21 protein-coding genes are annotated in these 26,975 nt (G+C 66.8%); 12 read left to right on the plus strand and 9 right to left on the minus strand.

From position 1 onward, the window contains the following. Positions 1 to 13 precede the first annotated feature (13 nt). The gene (locus tag V5F84_RS07760; RefSeq protein ID WP_394044176.1) at positions 14 to 220 is read left to right on the plus strand and encodes a hypothetical protein; all 207 of its coding nucleotides are present in this window, start codon (positions 14 to 16) and stop codon (positions 218 to 220) included. 168 nt (positions 221 to 388) lie between these two features. Here V5F84_RS07760 and V5F84_RS07765 read toward each other — a convergent pair whose 3' ends face one another. After that, the gene (locus V5F84_RS07765) at positions 389 to 994 is read right to left on the minus strand and encodes an AprI/Inh family metalloprotease inhibitor (RefSeq protein WP_394044175.1); all 606 of its coding nucleotides are present in this window, start codon (positions 992 to 994) and stop codon (positions 389 to 391) included. A 297-nt stretch (positions 995 to 1,291) separates the two neighbouring features. On the opposite strand from V5F84_RS07765, the gene V5F84_RS07770 reads away from it, so the two are divergent. The 7 genes from V5F84_RS07770 to V5F84_RS07800 all read left to right on the plus strand — a co-directional run bounded on the left by V5F84_RS07770 (position 1,292) and on the right by V5F84_RS07800 (position 9,149). Beyond that, the gene (locus V5F84_RS07770; protein WP_394044174.1) at positions 1,292 to 2,062 is read left to right on the plus strand and encodes an SDR family NAD(P)-dependent oxidoreductase; all 771 of its coding nucleotides are present in this window, start codon (positions 1,292 to 1,294) and stop codon (positions 2,060 to 2,062) included. 55 nt (positions 2,063 to 2,117) lie between these two features. After that, positions 2,118 to 2,648, plus strand: a complete 531-nt coding sequence (locus tag V5F84_RS07775) for a CDP-alcohol phosphatidyltransferase family protein (RefSeq protein WP_394044173.1) — start codon at positions 2,118 to 2,120, stop codon at positions 2,646 to 2,648. A 41-nt stretch (positions 2,649 to 2,689) separates the two neighbouring features. Beyond that, complete coding sequence (locus V5F84_RS07780; protein WP_394044172.1) at positions 2,690 to 3,778, plus strand: AI-2E family transporter; 1,089 nt, start codon at positions 2,690 to 2,692, stop codon at positions 3,776 to 3,778. Positions 3,779 to 3,782: 4 nt separating this feature from the next. Next, positions 3,783 to 4,529, plus strand: coding sequence for a P-loop NTPase family protein (locus tag V5F84_RS07785; RefSeq protein WP_394044171.1), 747 nt, complete (start codon positions 3,783 to 3,785; stop codon positions 4,527 to 4,529). A 49-nt stretch (positions 4,530 to 4,578) separates the two neighbouring features. Next, positions 4,579 to 6,774, plus strand: a complete 2,196-nt coding sequence (locus V5F84_RS07790) for an RNA degradosome polyphosphate kinase (RefSeq protein ID WP_394044170.1) — start codon at positions 4,579 to 4,581, stop codon at positions 6,772 to 6,774. Positions 6,775 to 6,808: 34 nt separating this feature from the next. After that, complete coding sequence (ppx, locus tag V5F84_RS07795) at positions 6,809 to 8,296, plus strand: exopolyphosphatase (protein ID WP_394044169.1); 1,488 nt, start codon at positions 6,809 to 6,811, stop codon at positions 8,294 to 8,296. A gap of 124 nt (positions 8,297 to 8,420) precedes the next feature. Beyond that, the gene (locus V5F84_RS07800) at positions 8,421 to 9,149 is read left to right on the plus strand and encodes a class I SAM-dependent methyltransferase (protein WP_394044168.1); all 729 of its coding nucleotides are present in this window, start codon (positions 8,421 to 8,423) and stop codon (positions 9,147 to 9,149) included. A 144-nt stretch (positions 9,150 to 9,293) separates the two neighbouring features. Here the strand turns inward: V5F84_RS07800 and rnd are convergent, their stop codons facing one another. Together rnd and V5F84_RS07810 are read right to left on the minus strand one after the other, a co-directional pair. After that, on the minus strand, positions 9,294 to 10,460 hold the full coding sequence (gene rnd, locus V5F84_RS07805) for a ribonuclease D (protein WP_394044167.1): 1,167 nt from the start codon (positions 10,458 to 10,460) through the stop codon (positions 9,294 to 9,296). Positions 10,461 to 10,517: 57 nt separating this feature from the next. Continuing rightward, positions 10,518 to 12,746 (minus strand): bifunctional diguanylate cyclase/phosphodiesterase, encoded by a 2,229-nt coding sequence (locus V5F84_RS07810; RefSeq protein WP_394044166.1) that lies wholly within the window; start codon positions 12,744 to 12,746, stop codon positions 10,518 to 10,520. 330 nt (positions 12,747 to 13,076) lie between these two features. On the opposite strand from V5F84_RS07810, the gene aspS reads away from it, so the two are divergent. Next, positions 13,077 to 14,849 carry an aspartate--tRNA ligase gene (gene aspS / locus V5F84_RS07815; protein ID WP_394044200.1) on the plus strand — a complete coding sequence of 591 codons (1,773 nt, stop codon included), beginning with the start codon at positions 13,077 to 13,079 and terminating at the stop codon, positions 14,847 to 14,849. Positions 14,850 to 14,908: 59 nt separating this feature from the next. On the opposite strand, the gene V5F84_RS07820 is transcribed toward aspS, so the two are convergent. Beyond that, on the minus strand, positions 14,909 to 16,915 hold the full coding sequence (locus V5F84_RS07820; protein WP_394044165.1) for an aq_1923 C-terminal domain: 2,007 nt from the start codon (positions 16,913 to 16,915) through the stop codon (positions 14,909 to 14,911). A 157-nt stretch (positions 16,916 to 17,072) separates the two neighbouring features. Here V5F84_RS07820 and V5F84_RS07825 point away from each other — a divergent pair, with 157 nt between their 5' ends. Further along, entirely contained in the window at positions 17,073 to 19,355 is a 2,283-nt protein-coding gene (locus V5F84_RS07825) for an NADP-dependent malic enzyme (protein ID WP_394044164.1), read from the plus strand. A 111-nt stretch (positions 19,356 to 19,466) separates the two neighbouring features. Here the strand turns inward: V5F84_RS07825 and V5F84_RS07830 are convergent, their stop codons facing one another. After that, entirely contained in the window at positions 19,467 to 20,783 is a 1,317-nt protein-coding gene (locus V5F84_RS07830; protein ID WP_394044163.1) for a cell wall hydrolase, read from the minus strand. A gap of 67 nt (positions 20,784 to 20,850) precedes the next feature. After that, complete coding sequence (locus tag V5F84_RS07835) at positions 20,851 to 21,786, minus strand: ArgK/MeaB family GTPase (protein ID WP_394044162.1); 936 nt, start codon at positions 21,784 to 21,786, stop codon at positions 20,851 to 20,853. Positions 21,787 to 22,232: 446 nt separating this feature from the next. On the opposite strand from V5F84_RS07835, the gene chrA reads away from it, so the two are divergent. Continuing rightward, positions 22,233 to 23,441 carry a chromate efflux transporter gene (gene chrA / locus V5F84_RS07840; protein ID WP_394044161.1) on the plus strand — a complete coding sequence of 403 codons (1,209 nt, stop codon included), beginning with the start codon at positions 22,233 to 22,235 and terminating at the stop codon, positions 23,439 to 23,441. 87 nt (positions 23,442 to 23,528) lie between these two features. Further along, the gene (locus V5F84_RS07845; RefSeq protein ID WP_394044160.1) at positions 23,529 to 23,870 is read left to right on the plus strand and encodes a rhodanese-like domain-containing protein; all 342 of its coding nucleotides are present in this window, start codon (positions 23,529 to 23,531) and stop codon (positions 23,868 to 23,870) included. 35 nt (positions 23,871 to 23,905) lie between these two features. Here V5F84_RS07845 and V5F84_RS07850 read toward each other — a convergent pair whose 3' ends face one another. From V5F84_RS07850 to V5F84_RS07860, 3 genes are read right to left on the minus strand one after another with little or no spacing between them, the layout of a single operon-like run. Then, positions 23,906 to 25,036: a response regulator gene (locus V5F84_RS07850; protein ID WP_394044159.1), complete on the minus strand. Its 1,131-nt coding sequence runs from the start codon at positions 25,034 to 25,036 to the stop codon at positions 23,906 to 23,908. Beyond that, positions 25,036 to 25,473, minus strand: a complete 438-nt coding sequence (locus V5F84_RS07855) for a response regulator (protein WP_394044158.1) — start codon at positions 25,471 to 25,473, stop codon at positions 25,036 to 25,038. The genes V5F84_RS07850 and V5F84_RS07855 overlap by 1 nt, the downstream gene beginning before the upstream one ends. Continuing rightward, positions 25,466 to 26,974 (minus strand): sensor histidine kinase, encoded by a 1,509-nt coding sequence (locus tag V5F84_RS07860; RefSeq protein ID WP_394044157.1) that lies wholly within the window; start codon positions 26,972 to 26,974, stop codon positions 25,466 to 25,468. The genes V5F84_RS07855 and V5F84_RS07860 overlap by 8 nt, the downstream gene beginning before the upstream one ends. Between the last annotated feature and the right edge of the window lies 1 nt (position 26,975).

The following is a 26,975-nucleotide window of genomic DNA, read 5'->3' on the forward strand; positions in this document are numbered from 1 at the left end:
TGGAATATGTTGAATGACCGCTTCCGCCCCTCGCTCCGCTCCGGCGTCGCGCGCCCGATCCTGGCGGGACTGGGCGCTGTTCGGCGTGGCGTACGCGATCATTGTGGCGCTGCTGCTGGGCGCTCCCTCCGGCGTGCAGCAGCGCACCGCCGAGGCGGGCGTCGCGTCGCAGCAGGCCGCCGCGCCGCAAGCCGCTCTGCGGAGCGCCGTCGTCCGCTGAGGCGGAGCGCGCACTTTTTCTTGAAACTTGAAGGACCCTAGTCGCCGCCGCACCCTTGCGCCGCGGAGCGCGAGGAAAGCGGCCGGCGGCCGCGCGCGGTGCGGTACGTTCGGCTTTTGGGCGAAGGCTCTCTCGGCAAGGCGCTCGGCTCTCGCCGGCGCTGCGGCCTCAGCGGGTCAGGACGATCGGCTGGTTGTTGTCGGCGATCACGCCCACAAAGCGATTGGCGCCGGAGGGCTGGAGCCGGGCGGTGATCTTGCCCACGTGATTCTGGAGCACGATGTCCGCGCCCATCACGTCCCACCCCTTGGTCATGAAGATTTCGCTGGGGCAGGAAATATCGGCCTGGGCGGCAAGCCCGCTCGCGCCGCGCACCGTGGAAAGCGTCACCGGGCAGCTGTGCTGGCCGCCGTCCCAGGCGAACGTCCAGGCGCCCGCCAATTGTTCCTGCTCGTTGCTCGCGGCATAGGCGGTGCCGCCCGGATTCACCGGCGGCGGGGTGAGCGGAACGCTGCTGGCGTTGGCGACGGCCGTGGGCGTGACCGCCGAGGCGGCAGTGGTCGCATTGGCGCCCGAGGGGCGGCCGAGCGAACCGGTGGCAGAGCTTGTCGCCGGGGCCGCCATGGGAGCGCTCTCGACGGAGGCGGTCGGCGCGGACAGAACCCGGTTGGAGTCGACGGCGCTCGTCTTCGTTCCGAAGCCATCCAGCTCGGTGCTGCACCCCCCAAGGGCCAGCGCTGAGGCGAAGACCGCCGAAGCGGACAAGAACTTCATCAAATCTCTCTCCGGACCTGACCGCAACTTAGCGACACCCGTTTTCCGACGCCACCGTCCAGCTTGCGCAAAAAGCGTTAACGCCGGCTCAAAACGGGCTGCTTCGGGCTCCCCCGGAGGCGGAGACCGTAAGCCGGAACAATTTATCGAGAACATGGCAAGAGCATGACCCAGGGGCGCCGCGACAAGATGCCGTGGCCCTGACGCATGCCTCGCGCACCCGCCCATGTCGCGCGCCTGCTTGATTATGCGGCCCCCTTCTTTCTCTATGTGCAACCAAATCGCGCGGAGTGATCCATGTACCAGATGCTCGACCCCAAGACGCTGACCGTCCTCATCACCGGTGGAACGTCGGGCATCGGCGCCGCCACCGCCCGGCGGTTTCTGGCGGCCGGCAGCAAGGTCATCGTCACCGGCCGCCGCGCCGATCGCCTGGCGGCCCTCGCTGCCGAGTTCGGCGATGCCATCCACACGCTGGAACTCGACGTGCGCGACTGGGAGGCCACGCAAGCGGCCTTCGCCGCGCTGCCCGAGCCGTTCGCCCATTACAACGTGGTCTGCGCCAATGCCGGTCTCGCCATGGGCCTCGAACCGGCCCAGGCGGCGAATATGAGCGACTGGGAAGAGATGGTGGCCACCAATATCAACGGCCTGCTCTATACCGTCCGCGCCACGCTGCCGGCGATGGTGGCGCGCGGCGAGGGGCATGTGGTGTTCACCGGTTCCATCGCCGGTGATTATGCCTATCCGGGCGGCAACACCTATGGCGCCACGAAGGCCTTCGTGAAGCAGTTCGCCCTGAATGTGTGGGCCGACGTGGCCGGCACCGGCGTGCGCATCACCAACGTGGAGCCGGGCCTGACGGAGACCGAGTTCTCCATCGTCCGCTTCAAGGGCGACGAGGACCGCGCCGGCAAGCTGTACGAAGGCGTGAAGCACATGACCGGCGAGGACATCGCCGAGCAGATCTTCTTCTGCTGCACCGTGCCGCGCAACGTGAACATCAACCGCATCCAGGCGATGGCCGCCGACCAGGGCTTCGGCCCGCTCTCCATCAAGCGCAAATGAACTGCGCCCGCACGAGCCTCGCGCCCGCGCCGGCGGACGGGGGAGGGGCGGCGCGGTGAGCCTGCCCAACATCATCACGCTGGCCCGCATCCTTCTGGTGCCGATCCTCGTGTGGTCCATCGCCGCCGGCGAGCTGGAACTGGCCTTCTGGCTGTTCGTGCTCGCCGGCGCTTCGGACGCCGTGGACGGGTTCCTGGCCAAGCGGTTTCACATGCAGACCGAGCTTGGCGCCTATCTCGACCCGCTGGCCGACAAGGCGCTGCTGATCTCGATCTATGTCTCGCTCGCGGTGGTGGGGCTGATCCCGCGCTGGGTGGCCATCGCGGTGGTGACGCGGGACGTCATGATCATCGGTGCGATCCTGCTCTCGGTGCTGCTGGCCCGGCCGGTGACGATCCGTCCGCTGGTGGTGTCCAAGGTGAATACGGCGGTGCAGATCGCGTTCGCCGCCTTGGTGCTCGCGACCGCCGGGCTTGGCCTTCATCCCGGTCGGGCGTTCGAGGTGGGGCTGGTGGCGGTAGGGCTCTTGACGGCGCTTTCGGCGGCTGCGTATCTCGCGGAATGGATGCGCCACATGGCGCGCTGACCGCCGAGAGCGGCGCACCGGCGCGGGGTCCGGGAGGAGCGATGGCCATTCAGCTTCAGCTTCGCTTCTGGATCGGCGCGCTGTTGGCCGTCATCATCGGATTGTGGCTGCTGCGCGGCATCTTGTTACCTTTTGTCGCAGGCATGGCCCTGGCTTATTTCCTGAACCCGGTGGTCGCGCGCGTGGCGCGCATCGGGCTTGGCCGCACGCCGGCGAGCCTCGCCCTCGTAGGCATCCTGGTCCTGGTGGTGGTGCTGCTCCTGCTGGTGGTGCTGCCGCTGCTCTCCAGCCAGTTGTTCGAATTCATCACCAATCTTCCCGCCTATGTGACGCGCCTGCAAAACCTGGTCACCCAGGAAAACCGGGAATGGCTCAACCGCTTCTTCGGCGATCGCCTGCCGGACGTGCAGCGCTCGCTCGCGGACCTGATGTCCCAGGGCGTGAGCTATCTGCTCGGTCTGCTGACCTCCCTGTGGTCCGGCGGGCAGGCGCTGCTTTCGGTGTTCGCGCTGGTGGTGGTGACGCCTGTGGTGGTGTTCTACGTGCTGTGCGACTGGGACCACATGCTGATGACGGTGGACAGCTGGATTCCCGTCCACCAGCGCCCCATCATCCGCCGGCTCGGCCGGGAAATGGACATGGCGGTGGCCGGCTTCGTGCGCGGGCAGGCGCTGGTGTGCCTGATCCTCGGCACCTTCTATGCGGTGGCGCTGACCATGGCGGGGCTGAATTTCGGCCTGCTGATCGGCATCGTCTCCGGCTTCATCACCTTCATTCCCTATGTCGGCTCGCTCACCGGGCTGATCCTCGCCATGGGCGTCGCTATCGTTCAGTTCTTCCCGGACTGGACCATGATCGGCACCATCCTGAGCATCTTCCTGGTGGGCCAGACCGTGGAGGGCTACATCCTGTCCCCGAAGCTGGTGGGCGACAGCATCGGCGTCCACCCGGTCTGGCTGATGTTCGCCCTGTTCGCCTTCGGCTATCTGTTCGGCTTCGTGGGCCTGCTGCTGGCGGTGCCGCTGACCGCGGCATCCGGCGTGCTGGTGCGCTTCGCCTTCAGCCAGTATTTCCACAGCCCGCTTTATACCGGAGACGACGCCGACACCTCGTCCAGCGAGACGGTGTAAGCCCATGGCCGGGCGCGATCCCACGGTTCGCCAGTTGCCGCTCGATCTGCCCAGCCGGCCGGCCCTGCTGCGCGAGGATTTCCTCGCCGCCCCCGGCAATGCCGCCGCCCTGGCGCTGGTGGATTCCTTTCCCGACTGGCCGGCCCGCGTGGTGACGCTGGTCGGCCCCCCGGGGGCCGGCAAGAGCCATCTCGGGGCGATTTTCGCCCGCAAGGCCGGCGCCCTGACCCTTCCGGCGGCGGCGCTTTCCAGCGCCGGCGTGCCGCAGGCGCTGGCCAACGGCGCATTGCTGCTGGAAGACCTCGCCGCAGGTGATGTCGACGAGGCGGCGCTGTTCCATCTGCTGAACCTGGCGCGCGAGCAGAACGCCTTCGTGCTGATGACCGCGCGCACGCCGCCCTCGGCTTTCTCCCTCGCGACCGCCGATCTCGCCTCGCGCCTGCGGGCGGTGCCCGGCGTGGAGATCGCGCCGGCGGACGATGCCTTGCTGGGCGCGGTGCTGGTGAAGCTGTTCGCCGACCGGCAGATCGCCGTGGACGAAGCGACGGTGCAATATCTGCTGCTGCGCATGGAGCGCACGGTGGAGGGCGCGCAGGCCCTGGTCGCGGCCATCGACCGGGCGGCGCTGGCGGCGCGCCGGCCGGTGACGCGGGCGCTCGCCGCCCAGGTGCTGCGCGCGGAAAAAGACTTGCGCGGAGAAAGTACAAGCGACTTCGGCGACGAGGACGACGCCGAGCCGCCATCGTCATAGAGTGGTCATGCAAGACGGCCATGTTCCGCCGGAAAATGGGGGTCTATCGATGAACGCGAATGACACCGTCGCCTTGGCCTTGGTCGAGGATTTTGAACCGGAGGCCAGTGTGGATACCGTTCTCGAGCTCGCGGGCTCCCCGCAGCGCTTCATCAACCGGGAGGTCTCCTGGCTCCACTTCAACCGTCGCGTGCTGGAAGAAGCCTCCAACAAGAATCACCCGCTGTTGGAGCAGCTGCGCTTCCTCTCCATCTCGGCGAACAATCTCGACGAATTCTTCATGGTGCGCGTGGCCGGCCTGAAGGAGCAGATCCGCGAAGGCGTCACCGCCCTCAGCCCCGATGGCCTCACCCCCGCCGAGCAGCTCGCCACCATCATGGACGGCGCCGGCAACCTGATTTTCGACCAGCAGGCCCGCTGGCGTGAACTGCGCGTGGAGCTGGCCGGCGTCGGCATCGTGCTGGTGGACGGCGCGGATGTCACCGCCGCCGACATCGAGCGCCTGGAAGCCCACTTCCTGCACCATGTGTTCCCGGTGCTGACGCCGCTCGCCATCGATCCGGCCCATCCCTTCCCCTTCATTCCCAATCTCGGCTTCTCGCTGGCGCTGCAGCTGGTGCGGCAGAACGACGGGCGCGGGATGAATGCGCTGATCCGCATTCCCGCCAAGGTCGAGCGCTTCATCCGCCTCGCCGACGGCGAGGGCGGAAGCCTGCGCTTCATCACCCTCGAGCAGATGATCGGCCTGTTCATCGCCCGCCTGTTCCCCGGCTATGCGGTGAAGGGCCAGGGCGTGTTCCGCGTGATCCGCGACAGCGACCTCGACATCGAGGAAGAGGCCGAGGATCTGGTGCGCCTGTTCGAGAGCGCCCTGAAGCAGCGCCGCTACGGCTCGGTCATCCGCATGGAAGCGGATTCGGCCATGCCCGACGAACTGCGCAATTTCGTTGCCCGCGAACTGAACGTGAAGGACGAGGAGATCTTCGTCGTCACCGGCGTGCTGGCGCTGAACGAATTCTCCCAGCTGGTCTCGGTGGACCGGCCGGACCTGAAGTTTCCGCCCTACAATGCGCGATTTCCCGAGCGCATCCGAGACCATGGCGGAGACTGCTTTCTGGCAATTCGCGAGAAGGACATTCTGGTTCACCACCCTTATGAATCCTTTGATGTGGTGGTTCAGTTCCTTCGCCAGGCCGCCCGCGACCCCAACGTCGTCGCCATCAAGCAGACCCTCTACCGCACCTCCTCCGACAGCCCGATCGTGAAGGCGCTGGCGGAAGCGGCCGAGGCCGGCAAGTCGGTCACCGCGCTGGTGGAGCTGAAGGCCCGCTTCGACGAGGAAGCCAATATCCGCTGGGCGCGCGACCTGGAGCGCGCCGGCGTGCAGGTGGTGTTCGGCTTCATCGACCTGAAGACCCACGGCAAGCTGTCCATGGTGGTGCGCCGCGAAGGCGGTGCGCTCGCGACCTATTGCCATGTGGGCACCGGCAATTATCACCCCATCACGGCGCGCATCTACACCGACCTGTCGTTCTTCACCGCCGACCCGGTGATCGCGCAGGACGTGGCGCGCATCTTCAATTTCATCACCGGCTATGCGACGCCGGGCGAGCTGGACGTGATGGCGGTTTCCCCCACCACGCTGAAGCCGCGCATCCTCCAGAACATCGCCGAGGAGATCGAGCACGCCCGTGCCGGCCGCCCGGCGGCCATCTGGCTGAAGTGCAACTCTCTGGTGGACCCGGAGATCATCGACGCGCTCTACGCCGCCAGCAATGCCGGCGTGAAGGTGGATTGCATCATCCGCGGCATCTGCTGCCTGCGGCCCGGCATTCCCGGCCTGTCGGAGAACATCCAGGTCAAGTCCATCGTCGGCCGGTTCCTGGAACACAGCCGCATCTATTGCTTCGGCAACGGCCATGCGCTGCCGCACCCGAACGCGATTGTCTATATCTCCTCCGCCGATCTGATGACCCGCAACCTCGACCGTCGCGTCGAGACGCTGTGCCCCATCATGAACCCCACCGTGCATGAGCAGGTGCTGGATCAGATCATGGTGGCCAATCTTATCGACAACGAACAGAGCTGGCGGGTGTTGCCCAACGGCTCTTCCGAACGCATAGTCCCGGCGCCGGGCGAAGAATCGTTCAACGCCCATCGTTATTTCATGACCAATCCGAGCTTGTCGGGACGTGGAAAGTCTCTCAAAGATTCTTCGCCGCGCAGCCTCTACGTCCGCCGCTAAGGGCGGCGGGCCCGCGCCGCACACGAGCGACCACATGGCGGTGGCGGCACCCGTTGCCGTCATCGACATCGGGTCCAACTCCGTGCGGCTCGTGGTGTATGAGGCGCTCAATCGCGCGCCGACACCCATCTTCAACGAGAAGGCGCTCTGCGGTCTCGGTCGGGAAGTGCTGTCCACCGGACGGCTCGCCCAAGACGCGGTGGAGCGCGCCCTCTCCGCGCTGAAGCGCTTCCGCGCCCTGTGCGACGCCATGGGGGTGGGGGTGGTCTATGCCCTCGCCACCGCCGCCGCGCGCGACGCGGAGAATGGCCCCGCCTTCATCGGCGAGTGCGAGGCCATCTGCCGGACGCATGTGGAGATCCTCTCCGGCCGCAGGGAGGCGGAGCTGGCGGCGTTCGGCATCGTCTCCGGCGTCCATGGTCCGGACGGGGTGGTGGGCGATCTCGGCGGCGGCTCGTTGGAACTGGTGGATGTGAAGCGCCTCAAGGTCGGCGCCGGCATCACCCTGCCGCTCGGCGTGCTGGCACTTCAGGATCGCTCCGGCAAATCCTTGCGCAAATCCGAGAAGATCGTCCGCGACGCCGTGCGCGAGGTCCCGGTCCTCACCGGCCTTGCCGGGCGCACCTTTTATGCGGTCGGCGGCACATGGCGCGCCTTGGCTCGCCTGCACATGTTCCAGAAGGGCTATCCGCTGCACGTCATGCACGGCTATGTGCTGCCCGCGAAGGAAGCGATCGACTTCACGCGCATCGTTCATCGCGCCGATGCCGAGGCCCTCTCCCATATCGACGCGATCTCGGACGCGCGCCGCTCCCTGCTCGCCTATGGCGCGCTGGTGCTGGAAAACGTGGTGCGCGAGGGGCGGCCCTCTGAGGTCGTGATTTCCGCCCTCGGGGTCCGCGAAGGCTTGCTTTATTCCCTGCTCGATCCCGAGCAGCGCAAGGAAGATCCGCTCCTTGCCGCCGCCCGCGAGTTGAATGAATTGCGCTCGCGCTCGCCGCAGCATGGCGAGGAATTGGTGCAGTGGACGGATTCCTTCTTTGAATCCTCCCGCGCGCTGGAAGAAAGCGCCGATGAGCGGCGCCTGCGGCAGGCCGCCTGCCTGCTGGCGGATATCGGCTGGCGGGCCCACCCCGATTATCGCGGCGAGCAGAGCCTCAACATCATCGCGCATGCTGCCTTCGTGGGCGTGGACCATCCCGGCCGGGCCTATATCGCGCTCGCGGTCTATTTCCGGCACATGGGCCTGTCCGAGGACGAATACGCCCCGCGCATCCTGGAGCTGGTCTCCACCGGCATGCTGGACCGCGCCCGCATCCTCGGGGCCTGCATGCGGGTGGCCTATCTGCTCTCCGCGGCCATGCCGGGGATCCTCCCGCGCACGGAGCTGGAGGTGCGCGGCGAAACCGTGGTGCTGAACGTGCCGCACGATCTCGCCGATCTGATCAACGACCGTGTCCACAGCCGCCTGCGCCAGCTCAGCAAGCTCATCGGCCGCGAGCCGGTGGTGGTCACGGTCTGAGGCGCCGGCGCGCCGTCCCGGGTCGGCGCGGCTGTGTCCCGCCCGCCCCGGGCCGCTGGGCGGACGGGCGCTGGGCGGACAGCATGGCGAATTTATCGTTTCGTTCGATTTGGAAACCGTGTAATTGCATGCGACGGCAGTGTCGCTGCGGAAAACGATTGATTTTACTCTTACCTGGGTCCGGGGTCGAATGGTCGATGTACAAGAAATTTATCGGGCGAGATTTCTTGAGACCGGCCTGAACAAGCGCTCCGAGGTGTGGCGTATTCTCTGCCGCGAATTCTTTGATCCGATGATCGGCGCGCAGAAGGATGTCCTGGATCTCGCCTGCGGATATGGCGAATTCATCAATAACATCTCCGCCCGATCGAAAACGGCGATCGATATCAATCCCGATGCGCCGACGTATCTGAACGCCGATGTGCGTTTTGTCATGACGCCGGCGACCGACCTTGCCCCGATCGAAAGCAACAGTCTCGATGTTGCTTTTACGTCCAATTTTCTCGAACATTTGCCCAACAAGGAAGCCTGCGACCAGGTGATCGGTGAAATCCTGCGCGTGCTGCGCCCCGGGGGGCGGTTCGTGATCATGGGCCCGAATATTCGCTATGCCTATCGCGAATACTGGGACTTCTACGACCACTATCTTCCCCTGTCCCATCTCTCGCTGGAAGAAGGGCTGAAGAAGAGCGGGTTCGATGTCGTGCGCAACGTGCCCCGCTTCCTTCCCTATACGATGAAATCCAGCTTGCCGACGGCGGGCTTCCTGATCTCCGCCTATCTGAAAATGCCGCTGGCCTGGCGCATTTTCGGCAAGCAATTCCTGGTGGTGGGGCAGAAGCCGGCGCGCTGAGCCGGCGACCGGCCCTGCAAGGGACCCTTCCTTCCCCGCGCAAGACGCGCCCGCGCGCCAGAGTCCGGAGCGCAAGCGTCCCGAGCGCAAGCGCTCCCCACGCAACAGGACCCGCGCAAAAATAAAGCGGTGCGGCGGCCCGGTTCAGTCCGCTTCGACGGCGGCGCGCTCGACAGCCACCACGCGGCCGCGATCCACCGCCAGGGCCAGCCGCCCGGCTTTCAGGGCCAGGGCGCGATTGCCGAACAATTCGCGCCGCCATCCGGTCATGGCGGGGACATCGGCCTCGTCACTCACCGCGATGCGCTCCAGATCGTCCGTGGTGGCGATCACCTTGGCGGCCACCGCGTGCTGCTCGGCGGTCATGCGCAGCAGCACTTTCAGCAGTTCCACCGTTGCCGATGCGCCGTTGGGCAAGGGCTTGTCGCGCTCGATGCGCGGCAGCGTCTTCGGATCGCGGGCAAGCCCCTTGCGCACGGCCTCCAGGACGGCCTCCCCATAGCGCGAGCGCTCGAACCCCTTTGGCAGGGAGCGCAGCTCGGCCAGTTTCTCGGGCGTCTGCGGCTGCTGGAGGGCGATCTCGCCGATCACGTCGTCCTTGATGATGCGGCCGCGCGGCTGGTCGCGGGCCTGCGCCTCGCGCTCGCGCCATGCCGCCAGTTCCACCAGAACCGCCAGTTCGCGCGGCTTGCGCACGCGGGACTTCAAACGTTCCCAGGCATTCTCCGGCTCCTGGCGATAGGTCGCCGGCGAGGTGAGCACCTTCATCTCCTCGCCCACCCATTCGCTGCGCCCGCGCGCCTGGAGGTCTTGCAACAGCTTGATATAGATGTCGCGCAGATGGGTCACATCGGCGATGGCATAAACCAATTGCGCCTGGCTGAGGGGGCGGCGCGACCAGTCCGTGAAGCGCGAGGATTTGTCGATGGCGTGGCCGCACAGCCGCTGCACCAGCTGGTCGTAGGAAATGCTGTCGCCATAGCCGAGCACCATGGCCGCCACCTGGGTATCGAACACCGGGTGGGGAATGATGCCGGCCAGGTGCCAGACGATTTCGATATCCTGGCGCCCGGCGTGAAATACCTTCATCACCCGCTCGTTCGCCATCAGCGCGAAGAAGGGCGACAGGTCGATGCCATCGGCGAGGGCGTCGATGATGATGGCCTCGTCCGGCGTGGCAGCCTGGATGACGCACAATTTCGGCCAGAACGTCGTCTCGCGCAGAAACTCTGTGTCGACGGTGACGAAATCGTGGCGGGCCAGGCGCTCACAGGCCGCTGCGAGCGCCTCGGTTGAGGTGATCGGATCCATGTGACAAACCATAACGGAAGGCATGTGGGCGGCGAAAGACCCTCAGGCGCATCGAGGTCAAACCTTTGCCTCTTTTGCCATGCGCAGGGCATCTTCCGCCGTGCCCGGATGCCCGAGAAAATAGCCCTGAACATAGGTGCAGCGTTCTGCCCGCAGGATTTCCAGCTGCTCCGCCCGCTCCACGCCCTCGACGGTGGTGGAGACGGAGATCGCGTCCGCCAGACCCTGCATGGCGCGAATAATGGGGAGGGAATGGGTGTCCTGCCCCAATCCGTTGACGAAGGTGCGGTCGATTTTGATTCGGTCGATGGGCAGCGTGCGCAGATAGCCGAGCGAGGAATAGCCGGTGCCGAAATCGTCGATGGCGATCAGGATGCCGCGGCTGCGGAAGTTCTGGAGAATCTCGCGCACGCTGGCGCCTTCCTGGAGCAGCGTGGTTTCCGTGAGCTCCAGTTCCAGCCGGCGGGGGGAGAGGCCCGAGCGCCGCAGGGCGCCGTTCACCTGCGCCTCGACCTCCCCGGTGCGGAACTGGATGGGCGAGAGATTGACCGAGATGGTCAGCGGCGCCGGCCAGGTGGCGGCGGCGAGGCAGGCCTGTTCGAGCACCCAAGCGCCGATGGGCACGATGAGGCCGGTGTCCTCGGCGGCGGGAATGAAGGTGGCCGGCGCGACGATGCCGCGGCTCGGATGCCGCCAGCGCAGCAGCGCCTCGAACCCGGCGAGGGCTCCGCTCTGGCAGGCGAAGATGGGCTGGTAGCACAGGAAGAACTGCTGCTCGCGCCACGCCTCGTCCAGATCCAGCTGGAGCGTGCGGCGGGCGACGGCGGCATGTTCCATCTCCCGCTCGAACAGGCGGCAGAGGCCGCGGCCGTCGTTCTTGGCGCGGTAGAGCGCGAGATCCGCGTTTTTCAGCAGTTCCACGCCCAGGCGCGCATCCAGAGGCGCCAGCGCGATGCCGATGCTGCCGCCGGCGATGACCCGATGGTGGTTCAAGGTGAACGGCTCGCGGATGGCGGCGATGACCTGCTCGGCGAGGATCCGCGCCTCCACGGCGCCGCCGCCCCGCTGGAGGATGCCGAATTCGTCCCCGCCGATGCGCGCCAGCATGTCGCCGGGGGCGAGATAGTCTTCGATCCGCCGCGCGACCGCGCATAGCAGATCATCGCCAATGGCATGGCCCAGCGTGTCGTTCACGGATTTGAAATAGTCGAGATCGAGAAACAGCAGGGCAAAGCCGTGCGTGTCCGTGTCCTCGCCCAGCAGCGTGTCGAGCTGCTCCAGGAAACGCAGGCGGTTCGGCAGGGCGGTCAGTTCGTCCTGGCGCGCGGTGCGATAGGCGTTCTGGGCGAATTCCTGCTGCGCCCGCAGATGGCGCACGGCTGTGATGACGGCCACCGTGATGGCGAGGCAGATCAACCCCGAGGCCACGAGGATCGGCAGGATCTGCGCCCGCACCGAGCGGGCCACGTCATCGGACGTGTCGCTGACCATGATGGACAGCGGGAAATGGGCCAAGCTCTGGAACGCCGTCAGCCGTTCCTGCCGGTCGACCAGGCCCGGCGGGACCAGCCGTTCTTGCGAACCCGACGCGTTCTCCGTGGCGATCAGATGGCGCATCAGCGCGCGCTGCGCGGTCTGGTCGATGTTGTCGGCCACGGGCGGATAGCTGGCGAGCACCATGCCGTCCTGCCGGCACAGCGCGATGAAGCCGCCGGACCCGAGATCGATGCCTCCGTAAAACTTCTCGAAATAGCTGCGCCGCATGGCGGCGAGCACCAGGCCGAGAAAGCTGCCGTCCGGCGCGGAGAAGCGGTGGGCGAGATAGATGGTCGGGGTTCCGGTGCCCCGGTTGAGCACCGGCGCGCTGACGAACTGGGTGCTGGAAAGCCCCGTCGTGAGGGCGCTGAAATAGTCGCGATCCGCCACATTCACATCGGGGATGGGCCAGTAGCGCGAGAAATTCAGCAGCTTGCCCTTGGTGCCGATGATGGTGATGGCGTCGATCTGCGGCAAGCCATTGATGCGCTGCTTGATGATCTCGTGCATCTCATAGGTCGAGGCCGCGCCCACGAGACTGTCCGGGTCGATCGCCCCGAGCACGTTCAGCCGCTCCACCAGGCTGCGCTGGATCTGCTCGGCGCCCTGAAAGGCGCGGTCCGTCTGCTCCGCCAGCGTAAGGGCGAGGTTCTCCAGCTCGCGATGGCGATCACCGAGGGCGCGATCCCGCAGATAGATAGACAGCACGATGGTCGCGGCGAGAACGCTGACGATAAACGCACCGCCCAATCCCACCGCCCAACGTGCGGCATCCCACGAACGCACGCGTTCCGTCGTGCCCTTCGGGTTCGCTACATCCGGTAAACTGACGGTTGCTTCCATCATGTCTCAATCGCGACGCATTGCACGCCACATTTCACGTTATACGCGTTGATAGGGCGCCGACAGGGGCCGCATATTGTGCGCAGCAGCAAATCCCGCCGGGACCCCGGGGGATTCTGGCGCGGCCTTGACAAGCAGGGGCGCCCATGCACCTTCCGGCGGCCCGCTTCGCCCGTCCTTTGCGGCAGCGCGTTTGTCCCAAGGTTGTCCGAAAGGCCGCTCGTCATGTCCCCCGCCATGCATCGCTACCGCACGCACACCTGCGGTGCGCTCACCGACGCCCTGGTGGGCGAAAGCGTCCGGCTTTCCGGCTGGTGCCACCGCATCCGCGACCATGGCGGCGTACTTTTCATTGATCTGCGAGACCATTACGGCCTGACCCAGGTGGTGATCGATCCCGACAGCCCGGCCTTCCAGGCGGCGGAAAAGGTGCGTGCGGAATGGGTCGTGCGCATCGACGGCAAGGTCCGCCTGCGCCCCGAGGGCACCGAGAATGCCGACCTGCCCACCGGCAAGGTGGAAGTCTACGCAGTCGCGCTCGAAGTGCTCGGCGCCGCCGCGGAATTGCCGCTGCCCGTTTTCGGCGACCAGGATTATCCCGAAGACATTCGACTAAAGTATCGCTTCCTCGATTTGCGGCGCGAAAAACTTCACAATAATATTATGTTGCGCGGCCGCGTCATCGATGGTTTGCGGCAGCGGATGAAGCAGTCCGGCTTCTTTGAATTCCAGACGCCGATCCTGACCGCCTCCTCGCCGGAGGGCGCGCGCGACTTCCTGGTGCCCTCGCGCATCCACCCCGGCAAGTTCTACGCGCTGCCCCAGGCGCCGCAGCAGTACAAGCAGCTGATCATGATGAGCGGCTTCGACCGCTATTTCCAGATCGCGCCCTGCTTCCGCGACGAGGACCCGCGCGCCGACCGCCTGCCGGGCGAGTTCTATCAGCTCGACCTGGAAATGAGCTTCATCGAGCAGGAAGACGTGTTCGCGGCCATGGAGCCGGTGATCACGAGCGTGTTCGAGGAATTCGCCAAGGGCAAGCCGGTCACGCAGAACTGGCCGCGCATTCCCTATGCGGAATCCCTGCGCAAATACGGCACCGACAAGCCGGACCTGCGCAATCCGCTGGTGATGCAGGATGTCTCCGAGCATTTCCGTGGCTCGAACTTCAAGGTGTTCGCGCGCATGCTCGAAGACCCGAAGAACCAGGTGTGGGCGATCCCCGGTCCCACCGGCGGTAGCCGCGCCTTCTGCGACCGCATGAATAGCTGGGCCCAGGGCGAGGGCCAGCCGGGCCTCGGCTATATCATGTGGCGGGAAGGCGGCGAGGGCGCCGGCCCGCTCGCCAACAATATCGGTCCCGAGCGCACCGAGGCGATCCGCGCGGCGCTCGGCCTTCAGGCGGGCGACGCCGCCTTCTTCGTCGCCGGCGACCCGTCGAAATTCTACAAGTTCGCAGGCCTTGCCCGCACCAAGGTGGGCGAGGAACTGAACCTCGTGGATACCGAGCGGTTCGAGCTGGCCTGGATCGTCGATTTCCCATTCTACGAATGGTCCGACGAGGAGAAGAAGATCGACTTCTCCCACAATCCCTTCTCCATGCCCCAGGGCGGCCTCGAGGCGCTCCAGGGCCAGGATCCGCTGACCATCAAGGCGTTCCAGTACGACATCGCCTGCAACGGTTATGAGATCGCCTCCGGCGGCATCCGCAACCATCGCCCCGAGGCGATGCTGAAGGCGTTCGAGATCGCCGGCTATGACGAGGCGACGGTGGTGGAGCGGTTCGGCGGCATGTATCGCGCGTTCCAATATGGCGCGCCGCCCCATGGCGGCATGGCGGCGGGCATCGACCGCATCGTGATGCTTTTGTGCGGCGCCTCGAACCTGCGCGAGATTTCGCTGTTCCCCATGAACCAGCGCGCCGAGGACCTGCTGATGGGCTCGCCCGCCGAGGTGACGCCCAAGCAGCTCAAGGAATTGCACATCCGCCTCAACCTGCCGCAGAAATAGGCGCGGCCGGACGGTCTCGAAGCAAAGCGAACGCCCTCCCTGCGAAGGGCGTTCGTGTTTCAGGGGCCGGCGACGAGGTCCAGCGAGAGCTGGCGCGCAAGGGCGAGGGGATCGTCGGCCTGGGCGAGGTCCGCCAGCTTCACGTCGCCCGTGGGCGTCAGCGTGAGGGTGAGGGTTTTCGGCGTCTTGAGGAATTGCACCAGCGCCGCACCGATGCGCTCGGCGTTGGGAAAATCGGCGCTGGCGGCGCGCGCCTGCTCCTCCACGGCGGCGATCAGCGCGGCGCGCATCTGCTCGATATCGCCGTTGGTCAGATCGACATAGGCGCGCAACGCCAGCTCGGCCGCCCCGAGATTGACGAGCACGAGCTTCACGGGCCCGAGCCCCGCCTGGTCGATGGCGCCGAGCGCCGCGTCCGCATTCTCGAAAGCAGCCGGCGGGATCTGGGTGAGGCGGGCGTCCAGCGAGACGCTGAACGCGTCGTCCACCTGCGCGCTCGCAGGGCCGATCACGATCGCCTGCGCGCCCTGGTCGTAGGCCGCATCGAGCTTGAAGCCGAGCGTGGCGGTGGTCATCCCGGCCGCGACCAGCAGATTGAACGGGGCGCCATCGGCTTCCGAGATCGGCCCGGTGATTTCCCGCGCCCGCAGCTTGAAACGGGTGGGGACGGCGCCGATGAACTGGTCCCAGGACACGGCGAATTGTCCGACGGAGACGGTGCCGCCGAGTTCCGGTTCCGGCACCGTGAGATCCGCAAACTCAAACCCGTCGAGGACGTGGAACAGCGCCAGCAGGGATTCCACCGAGGGATCGGCGCCCTCGCGCACCGCCTTCGCCGCCAGATCCATGATGGCCGCGAGCGAAAGCCCGTTCACCGCCGCGTTGCCGAGGGTGACGACGGAGGCATCGGCGCCGTGCTCGACGAGCCCATCGAGCTGCATGCGCTTGAGCTTGCCGGCGGCGTAGCCGGTCATGGCGAAATTGCCGATCTCCACCTTGCCGGTGGCTTCGGAGAGGGACGCATTGCTCATGGAAATGGTGGTGAAGCTGACCCCCTTGAGAATGTCGGAGGTCAGCGAGATCAGCCGCGCCGAATCCTCCGTCGAGAGGGTATGGCCGGGCTGAGTCAGGGCGTTGAGCGCGTCGAGCCGCGCAAGGTTCAGCAGGGCAGGGTCGAGGGCGATCCCTTCCGCGAGGAGGTCGCTCACCATCACGGTCGCGCCGCCGTCCTGGGTCAGTGAATAGCTGCCCGCGGAAACGCGGCCGTAGAGCGGCATGTAGCCGGCGCCCGCCGCCTGGCCCGGGGGTTGGGTCAGGGCGAGCAGCGGCGCGGTGTCGATGGCGGTGGCCTCCACCTCCTCCAGGGTCCCGACGATGCCCTGGGCGGAGTCCTTGAGTCCGATCTGCGCGCGTATGCCAATGCGGTCGAGGTGGGCATGGGCAATCCGGCCCTGGTCGATGCCCTCCGCGAGGAAGGCGCCGTAATCCACATCGACGCTCTGCGCGTCGGCACCGGGCGTCTGCGGGGTTGCGGCCACGGCAGAGAGCCGCACCCGTGCCGTGGCGTGCGGCAGGCGGATGCGGTCGGCGTGCATGGCGGCGAAATGCTGGAGCGTGGCGCGCAGCGTCGCCGCGCTGGTGGCGGCGACCGGCGGCAGGACGAACGCCGCCGGGCCGGAATAGCCGGCGATTTCCACGAGCGGGGTCTCATAAGTGGTCTCGCCGTCGACGATGCGGGTGCGCACCTCCACCCCGTGCAGCATCACCGAATCGGCGGTGAAGCGGCCGCCGGAGGGCGGGGTGATGCCGTCGGCGGTGAGGCGCGCGATTCTGACGGTGCTGTTGCCGTCCGCGACGGTGATGGTGATGTCGGCGACGCTCAAGGCGCGGCGCGGCAGGTCGAACGTGACCTCGCCATGGCTCGCCTGCATGCTGGATTGGCGCAGGCCCGCGAAAATCTTCTCAACTTCCCCGCGTGCCTTTACCCCGCTCCAGAAGCTGAGGCCGAAATAGCCGCCAATCCCGAGAACGACCAGCGCCAGGGCGGCGAAGAGGGCCTTTTTCATGGGTGCACCTTTTTCAGTCTGCGGTTGCGGCCAGATGGGCGCGGCGACTTCGTGCGCTGCCGAAAAACGTAGCGCTTACCCGTGACATCCCTGCTGCCGAGGGCTACCGTGCCGCCGGTTTCGAAACAAGCGATGTTTAAGAAGGGTCGGGAAGGGAATGGCGTCTAACATCTCAGATGATCTGCGCTCGGGGGCTCTCATTTATCATCGCCTGCCCCGGCCCGGAAAACTCGAAATTCAGGCCACCAAGCCCCTGGGCAACCAGCGCGATCTCGCGCTCGCCTATTCGCCGGGCGTTGCTGCCGCCTGCATGGCCATCAAGGCCGATCCGCTCCAGGCGGCCGAGCTGACCATTCGCCAGAATCTGGTGGGCGTGGTGTCGAACGGCACCGCCGTGCTCGGCCTCGGCAATATCGGCCCGCTGGCGTCCAAGCCGGTGATGGAAGGCAAGGCGGTTCTGTTCAAGAAGTTCGCCGGCATCGATGTGTTCGACATCGAAATCGCCGCGAGCGAGGTGGACCATATCGTCGAGACCGTGGCGGCCCTGGAGCCGACCTTCGGCGGCATCAACCTTGAGGACATCAAGGCGCCGGAATGCTTCGAGGTGGAAAAGCGCCTGCGCGAGCGCATGAAGATCCCGGTCTTCCATGACGACCAGCATGGCACCGCCATCATCGTCGGCGCGGCGGTGCGCAATGCCTTGGAAATCGGCAACCGGAAGATCGAGGATCTCAAGATCGTCACTTCGGGTGCGGGCGCGGCGGCCATCGCCTGCCTCAACCTGCTGGTGACGCTCGGTGCCAAGCGCGAGAACATCTGGGTCTGCGACATCGAGGGCGTGGTCTATGAAGGCCGCGAGACCCTCATGGATCCCTATAAGGCGGTCTATGCGCAGAAAACCGAGGCTCGCTCGCTGGGCGAGGTCATCGACGGCGCGCACATTTTCCTCGGCCTCTCCGCCGGCGGCGTGCTGACCCAGGACATGGTCAAGCGCATGGCGGATCGCCCGCTGATCCTCGCGCTCGCCAATCCGAACCCGGAAATCATGCCGGAAGAAGCCCGCGCCGCGCGCCCCGATGCCATGATCTGCACCGGCCGGTCGGACTTTCCGAACCAGGTCAACAACGTCCTGTGCTTCCCCTATATCTTCCGCGGCGCGCTCGACGTCGGCGCCACCGACATCAACGCCGAAATGAAGATGGCGGCGGTGGAAGCCATCGCGGCGCTTGCCCGCGAAACCCCGTCCGACGTGGTCGCCCGCGCCTATGGCGGCGAGACCCGGTCCTTCGGGGCGGATTCGATCATTCCCTCGCCGTTCGATCCCCGCCTCATCCTGCGCATCGCGCCGGCGGTGGCGCGCGCGGCCATGGAAACCGGCATCGCCACCCGGCCGATCACGGATTTCGAAGTCTATGCCGACAAGCTGGACCAGTTCGTGTTCCGCTCCGGCTTCATCATGCGCCCGCTGTTCACCCGCGCGAAGCTGGACAAGAAGCGCGTGATCTATGCCGAGGGCGAGGACGAACGCGTGCTGCGCGCCGCCCAGGCGGTGGTGGAAGAAGGCATCGCCCGGCCGATCCTGGTGGCGCGCCCGAGCGTGCTCGAAACCCGCCTGCAGCGCTTCGGCCTGTCGATCCGCCCGGGCACCGATTTCGACCTGATCAATCCCGAGGATGATCCGCGCTATCGCGACTATGTGCGCACCTATGTGGAGATCGCCGGCCGCAAGGGCGTGACCCCCGATGCCGCCCGCACCCTGGTGCGGACCGACAATACGGTGATCGCCGCCCTCGCCGTGCAGCGGGGCGAGGCGGATGCCATGCTCTGCGGCATCGAGGGCCGCTTCAATCGCCGGCTGCGCCATGTGCGGGATATCATCGGCCTCGCGCCGGGCGTGCACGAACTGGCCGCGCTCTCGCTGCTGATCACGCCCAAGGGCAATTTCTTCATCTGCGACACGCAGATCCAGAACGAGCCCACGGCCGCCGATCTCGCGGAGATGACCATCCTCGCGGCCGCCCACGTGCGGCGCTTCGGCCTTGAGCCGCGCATCGCGCTGCTGTCCCACTCCAATTTCGGTTCGCACGAAACCTCATGCGCCAAGCGCGTGCGCGGTGCGCTCGAACTGATCCTGCAACGGGACCCCTCGCTGGAAGTGGACGGCGAGATGCAGGCCGATGCGGCGCTGCTGGAGGATGTGCGCGAGCACGTGTTCCCGGGTTCGCGCCTGTCGGGCGCCGCCAATGTGCTGGTGATGCCCGATCTCGACGCCGCCGACATCGCCTACAACATGATCAAGGTGCTGGGCGATGCGCTGCCCGTGGGGCCGATCCTGATGGGCACCGCCAAGCCGGCGCATATTCTTGGCCCGTCGGTGACGGCGCGCGGCATCGTCAACATGACTGCGGTCGCCGTGGTTGAAGCCCAGGGCGCGCTATGAGCTTTGCGTCTCTTCGATTGGAAATGAAAAGGCCCGGGAGCATCTCCCGGGCCTTTTTCGTTGTGGTTCTTGTTGCGTGTGCGTCTCGCGCCCCGCGCCGGGCCTGAACGCTCAGCCGTCCCAGCGACGCGGGCGATAGAAGGTGTGCACGCCGATGCGATCCAGCTTGCGCATCTCCCGCACCCAGCTCGGCCGCACCCAATAGGCGTGATAGTGGGTTGCCCGGCCCACGCTTGAAAGCCAGAGCTTGCCGTCCAGCATGTCGGAGGCGATCTGCTTCGCCTGCACCCACATGTCGGGCTCGCGGATCACGTCCTTCACATCGTCGCAGGCGAAGGTGAACTGGCAGGCCAGATGGCGGTGGGCGTTCTGATAGACGGTCTTGCAGACGTCGTTGGGATAATAGCCCGAGAACACCCGGTTCATCACCACCTGGGCGACTGCGATCTGCCCGCGCTTGGGTTCGCCCCGGCTCTCGAAATAGATCGCTTCGGCGAGGCATTTCTCCGCCCGCGCGCGGGCCGGGCCGGCGAGCGCGAGGCGCGTCGCGGGGCTCGCGTCGCCGCTCATGAGGCCGCTCACGATGCCGCTGGCCTCATCGTCCTGCGGGGGCACCGGCGGCATGGGCGGCAGGGCCGAAGCGCTCGGCGGCAGCGCGGCATATTCGAAGGGCAGGGGCGGAAAGAGCCCCCCGCTCTGGCCGAACACCACCCGCATGTCGTGCACGATCGGCTTGTCGTTTGAGGCTCGCATGCCTTGCGCGGTGCCCTCGCTGGCGTCGAGGGAAAGGCCGGCCGTATCGGGGGCTTCCAGCTCGGCATCGTCCTGTGCGGTGCCGGGCGGCGGTGGCTCGCCGAAGATCAGGGCCTGCGGCGCCTCGGTGGAGGTGTCGTACGCGCTCATGTCGGGGCCGAAGGTGGAGGGGACGTCCTCGTCGGCGGCGATGCTCTCTTCGTCCAGGCCCGGCAGGCTCAGCACCTGGTCGAGCGCGAGTTCGAGATAGGCGCCGTCGGAATTGGGCGAGGGGCCGAACACCGCGGGGGTGTCGGCTTCCTCGTCCCGGTCCGCGAGCAGCACCGCGGGATCGCTGGGCGGAAGCGCGCCGCCGAGCACCAGCGGCGGGGGATAGGCATAGGTGCTGTCGCTGTTGGCGGGCACCGAGGCGGTCGAGGCTTCCGCGACCCGCACCGTCGCCTGCGGGGCGCCGGGGTCGATCGCGGCGGGCGCAAGCAGCGGCTCCCATTCCAGCGTCGCCACCCGCAGCGCCCGCACCGGGGCCGAAAGCAGGCCGCCCGGCGCGCGCTCCGCAGCCGCGCGGGACAGGAAGATGTCGGACGGCAGCATCTGCGGGCGCGCGGCGGTTGCGACAAGACACCCGGCCGCAGCCAGAATGCACGCCGGCAGACGCACGCCGAAATACCGAACCATGGGATCGCCCTCACAGGAAGCCAGCGAACGAACGCCGACGCCTGGAGAGAAAAATCACTTATCAACCTTACGAGCGGGTTAAGCGCGCCGCAAATGCCGCCTCGCGGCTGAACGGGCCCGCCGTCGCAACCGTCATCTTGCGGGCGAGGGCGAGCCCCTCGGTGCCGAATCGCAGGCGAATCGCCTCTTCCACCCAGCGCTGTTCCTGCTCCGCCCGCTGCGCCGCGAGCCGCCCGTCCACGGCCAGATGCGCCTGATGGGCGGCGAGCGCCGCGTCGAACGCCTCCAGCCCTTCGCCGCTGGCGGCGGAAAGGCGGATGACCGGCACCGTCCATTGCGTCGGCAAACCGCCGAGCGAGAGCGCGCCGCTGACATCGGCCGCCGCGCGCCGGGCGATGTCGGCCATGTCGGCCTTGGTGACGACGATGATGTCGGGCAATTCCATCACCCCCGCCTTCATGAACTGAAGACTGTCGCCCGAAGCCGGCTGGATGCACAGCACCACGCTGTCCGCCACGAGCCCGATATCGGCCTCCGACTGGCCGACGCCGACGGTCTCGACGATCACGAGATCGAACACGGCGCGCATCAGCACCACCGCCGCCACCGCATCGTCCGAGAGGCCGCCGAGCCGGTCGCGTGCCGCCATGGAGCGCACGAACACGCCGCGATCCTCCGGGTCGGTCTGGATGCGCGCCCGATCGCCCAGCAGCGCACCGCCGGTGCGGCGCGAGGATGGATCGACGGCCAGCACCGCCACCGTGCGTCCCGCCGCGCGGGCCCGGCGCACCAGGGCGTTGGTGAGCGTCGATTTGCCCACCCCCGGCGGTCCGGTCAGGCCCAGCACGAGCGCCTTCGGTTCACGCGCGGCGCGATCCAGCAAAGCCGCCAGCGACGGCTTGCCGCGTGCGGTTTCCACCGCCGCGAGCGCCATCGCCATCGCGCGCTTTCCGCCGGCGCGCAGGGTGTCCAATTCGGGAATCTGGGGACTGTGGGCAGACATGCGGGGAAGTCTAAAGCATGGTTCCGGCCGTCTGGAACGGGGCGGCGAAATAAAAAGGCGCCGGCTTGCGCCGACGCCTTTCCACTGATCGGACACGTGCGGGGGAACGACCCGATCAATAGCTCCGTCATCGCCACCTCAGGAGACACGCACCGGAAATCCCAGGGCTTGTCCCACCCATCGTCATGCAACGCGTGGGTGCATGAGGTGGCACGATTTGTTGGTTCGACCATACCAAGCTCAACATGAACGAGAGATGAGCGGGGCGCTCAGATCGAGTTCATTAGAGGTATTCATGTAAAGATATCGACTTTGGCCCCGCGATGCTGCGCCCCGTGCCTTGCGTCAGCCTGTTGTTTTCATTCAAAGACGAACGCGCCTCCTTTCCTCTTCGGAGCCGGAGGAGGCCGCGCCCGTCGCACGCGCCTCTTCGCAGGATGGTTCGAATGTCCCTACAATCGGAACGGGTATTGAACGTGGCTGGCCTGTTGAATTTGTTCGGCATTTTCCTGCGCCTGGGCCTCACCTCGTTCGGCGGCCCGATCGCCCATCTCGGCTATTTCCGCGAGGAGTTCGTGGTGCGCCGCGCCTGGCTGACGGACCGCGCCTATGCCGACCTGGTGGCGCTCTGCCAGTTCCTGCCGGGACCAGCCTCGAGCCAGGTCGGCATGGCGGTGGGGCTGATGCGCGCGGGCCTGCCGGGCCTGTGTGTCGCCTTCATCGGCTTCACCTTGCCGTCCGCTGTGCTCATGGTGGCGTTCGCCATGGTGCTGGACGGGGCGGGCGGCCTCGGCGGCGCCGGCTGGGTGGCGGGCCTGAAGGCGGCGGCGGTCGCGGTCGTGTGCCATGCGGTGCTGGGCATGGCGCGCAGCCTGTGCCCGGAAAGGCGCACCACCTCCATCGCCCTTTGCGCCGCCATCCTGGCGGTCTGCCTGCCCGGCAGCGGCGGGCAATTGCTGGCCATCGCGCTCGGGGCGCTCGCCGGTTATTGCGTGCTCCAATCGGTGGCCGGCGCGGGCGGCGATCCCTTTCCCCCGCTCGGCATTTCGCGGCGCACGGCGGTCGGTGCCCTGCTGCTGTTCGCCGCCGGGCTGCTGCTGCTGCCCCTTGCCGCGCAGCTGTCCCGATCGGGCGGCTGGGATCTGGCGGAGCGCTTTTTTCGCGTCGGATCGCTGGTGTTCGGCGGCGGCCACGTGGTGCTGCCGCTGCTGGACGCGGAGACGGTCGGCACCGGGCTGGTGTCGAAGGACGCGTTCCTCGCCGGCTATGGCGCAGCGCAGGCCATGCCGGGCCCGCTGTTCACCTTTGCCGCGTTCCTCGGGGCGGTGGCGCAGCGCCCGCCCTCGGGCCTCGCGGGTGCAAGCATCGCGCTGCTCGCCATCTTCGCCCCCTCCGCTTTGCTGGTGGTGGGCGCGGTGCCGTTCTGGGAGAAGCTACGCGCCGCGCCGGCGGCCCGGCGCCTGCTCGCCGGGGTGAATGCGGCGGTGGTCGGCCTGCTGGGTGCGGCCTTGTGGAGCGTGGTGCTGCCGGAGGGGGTCACCGGGCCCTATAGCTTTGCCCTGGCTGCCGCGTGCTATCTCGGCCTCGCCGTGTGGCAGGTTCCGGCCTGGGCCGTGGTGGCGCTGGCCGCGGCCGCCGGTGCCGTCGTCCTGTAAAGAGGCGTCGGTCGCGGCCCGTCGCGCGGAGCCCCTTGCGCCGAACCTCGGGCTTCGCCACCTTCATGTTTTTCCAGGACCGATCTCATGAGCGAAACCAATCCCTTCGGCGGCCGCATCACCCATCTCACACCCGCCGAGGTCAAGGCCGGCATGGAGGATGGCCGCATCCTTCTGGTGGATGTGCGCGAACCCGACGAGACGCGCGCCGAGCGTATCCCCAATGCCGTGCTGATGCCGCTTTCCACCTTCGACCCGTCCGCTTTGCCGGACGCGCAGGGCAAGCAGATCGTATTTTCCTGCCGCTCCGGGCAGCGCTCGCAACGGGCGGCAGCCCTCGTCCAGGCGTCGGGCGTGCCGCTGGAAGAGCACATGCAGGGCGGAATTCTCGGCTGGAAGCAGGCGGGTTTCCCCACCGAGCAGGGCTGAACGGACCGGCACCGCCTTCGCAGGCCGAAGGGGCGTCAGAATGCGCCCATCACCGGCTGGGCGCGGGCAAAGCGAAGCGAGACCCGCGTGCCCCGCGCGCGCGTCTCGAACGCGAGCTCCGCGCCGAGCTTGTTGGACATGGCGCGCACGATGCGGTTGCCCAGCCCGTTCGACTGGGCCGCGATGTCGGGCGAAATGCCCGCGCCGTCGTCCTCGACGGCGAGCAGGATCTGATCCCCGGCGCAGCGCAATTCCACCCTGACCGGGCCGGAGCCGCCGGGATAGGCGTATTTCGAGGCATTGATCACCAGCTCGGTCACGATCACGCCGATGGCGACCGCGCGATCGGGGTCGATCTCGATCGGGTCCGCCTCGATGGAGAGGGTGACGCCGAATTCGGCGTGCTTCGCGGACACCTGGAGATCGTCCAGCAGGGCGGAGAGATATTGGTCGGCCGCAACCGTCGTGACCTGGTCCGAGGTGTAGAGGCGCCGATGCACCTGGGCCACCGCCGCGACCCGCCCGCGCGCCGCGTTCAGCGCCTCCTGCACTTCCACATTCTCCGTGGCGCCGGCCTGGACATGGAGCAGGGAAACGATGATCTGCAGGGAATTGCCGACCCGGTGGTTCATTTCCCGCAGCAGCAGCGCGCGTTCGGCGGCAAGCGCCTCGAAACGGTCACGCGCGGCGCGGATTTCGGCTTCGGCCGCCTCGTGGGCCTTGCGCATCTTCACCGCGTCGAGCGCTGCCGCGATGGCCGAGCGCAGCAGTTCGATGAAGTCGCCCTGGATCTCCTTCACCACATAATCGGTGGCGCCCGCCTTCAGGGCGGCGACGGCGATGCGGCTCTCCTGGGTGCCGGTGACATAGACCACGGGGGGAGGATCGGGCAGCGCGCGGATGGCGGCGAGGGTCTCAAGGCCATCCTGTCCGGGCATGTAATGATCGAGCGCGACCACGTGGATACCGCCCTCGGCCAGCCGCGCGAGGCCATCGGTGCCCGAGGTCGCGGTTTCCACGGCATAGCCGAGCCGCCCCAGCTGGCGCTGCACGAGGCGGCCGAGGCCGGGATCGTCATCCACATAGAGCACCCGAACGGCGTCCGCCCGCGCGGCGGCTTCGCGCGCGTGCCTTGAAACCTCGTCAGGCTGCGCCGCTTCGGGCATCACTTGGCCTTCGGCACCTGGATCACGGAAAAGAACAGGCCCAACTGACGGATCGCGTTCGCGAAATTCTCGTAATTGACCGGCTTGGTCACATAGACGTTGGCGCCAAGATCATAGCAGCGCTGGATTTCCACCCGGTCGTCCGTGGTGGTGAGCACGACCACGGGCGACAGCCGCAGATGCTCGTTCTCCTTGATGCGCTTGAGGATATCTACCCCGGTCATGTCCGGCAGGTTGAGATCGAGAAGCACCAGCAGGGCGCGACCGGCATTCTGGGCGGCGGTGCCGTCGGCTCCGAAAAGGAAATTGACCGCGCTCGTCCCGTCGGTGAAGGGCAAAATCTCGTTCAGCACACCGGCACGGCGGATATTCTTCTCGATCAGGCGGGCATGCCCTTCGTCATCCTCGATCATGATGATGGTGACGTGTTCAGTCATGCTTATCCTCTTCGGCGTTCCGTACGAGCCGACGCGGAAGCGTGACTTTGAAAGTCGTGCCCCGCCCCAGTTCCGAATCCATGATAATCGCTCCGCCCATTCGTCGCACCAAGGTGCGCACATGAGCAAGGCCAATGCCTTCCCCCGGCCGATCCTGAGGACCCGAGCGGCGGAACAGTTCGAACACGCGGACCTTGTCGCGCGGATCGATGCCGCGCCCGTTGTCGCTCACCAGATACGTGATGTAGCCGGGAGTCTCGCTGGCGGAAATCTCGATGCGCCCAGGTACGTCGGTGCGCAGATACTTTACCGCATTATCGATCAGATTGGTGAAAATCTGCTCCAGCGCCAGCCGGTCGCTGACGATCGGCGGCAGCGGCCCGACCTTGAGGACCGCGTCGCGCTCCAGCAATTGGTGCGCCATGGTGGCGCCGATATTCTCCACCAGCGGCGCCACCTCCACGGCGACGGGGTGGAACTCGGCGCGCCCTTGCCGCGACAGGTCGAGGATCGCCTTGATCAGCCGGTCCATCTTCGTGATGGAGGCCTTGATGAAGCCGAACGCCTCCTCGAAGTCGCGCCCCAGCTCGGCATCGCGCGCCGCGTCCGGATCGTTCGCCTTTTCGCGCAAGGCGGCGAGGCGATCGAACAGATCGGTGCGCAGCGCTTCCAGTTCGCTGGTGAAGCCCATGATGTTCACCAGCGGCGAGCGCAGGTCGTGGCTGACGATATAAGCGAAGCTCTGAATCTCGTTATTGGCTTCCTGGAGGTCGGCGGTGCGCTCCAGCACGCGCCGCTCCAGGCTCTGATTCGCATGGGCGACTTCTTTGTGCGCATCGCGCAGGGCCGTGGTGTTGCGCTGGACCAGGTGCATGGAGAGGCCGGCAAGGCCGATGATCGTGACCACGCCGACCAGATTGACCAGCAGCAGCCACAGGCTGGTCTGGTTGGACGATGTGGTGCGCTGGGCGAGCAGCCGCTCTTCCTGGTCCTTCATGGCGTCGATCTGGGCGGTGATCTCGCGCATGAGCGTCTCGCCGCGATCGGTGCGTACGATCTTGAGGGCGCCGGCCACATCGCCGGACTTGTAGAGGTCCACGGTCTGCCGCAGTTCCGCGAGCTTCTGGGAAACGTTCGGTTCCAGGGCGGCGAGCGCCTGCTGGCGATCCGGATTGTCGGCCGTGGTGGCGCGGGCCTGCAGCAGCGTGGGCACGACCTGCGTGAGGGTCTCCTCGAAGAAATCCAGATAGCTGGCATCGCCGGTCAGCAAATAGCCGCGCTGCGCGCTCTCCGCGCGTCGCACCATGATCTGCACCTGGGAGAGCATGTTCTCCACCCGGAGCGTATGGCTGACCTGGGCGGCATCCTCCTTTGCCCGGTTCACCAGCCAGATGGAGGCGGCGCTGATCGCGATGAGGACCACGAACCCCAGGGCCAGGACGGCCGACTGGCTGAAACCGCGGGACCGGCGCAGAGGTTCAAGAAGGGGCAGGGGCGTCAAA

It is taken from the genome of Roseixanthobacter liquoris (assembly GCF_043195135.2).
In the GTDB taxonomy this organism is placed as follows: domain Bacteria; phylum Pseudomonadota; class Alphaproteobacteria; order Rhizobiales; family Xanthobacteraceae; genus NCEH01.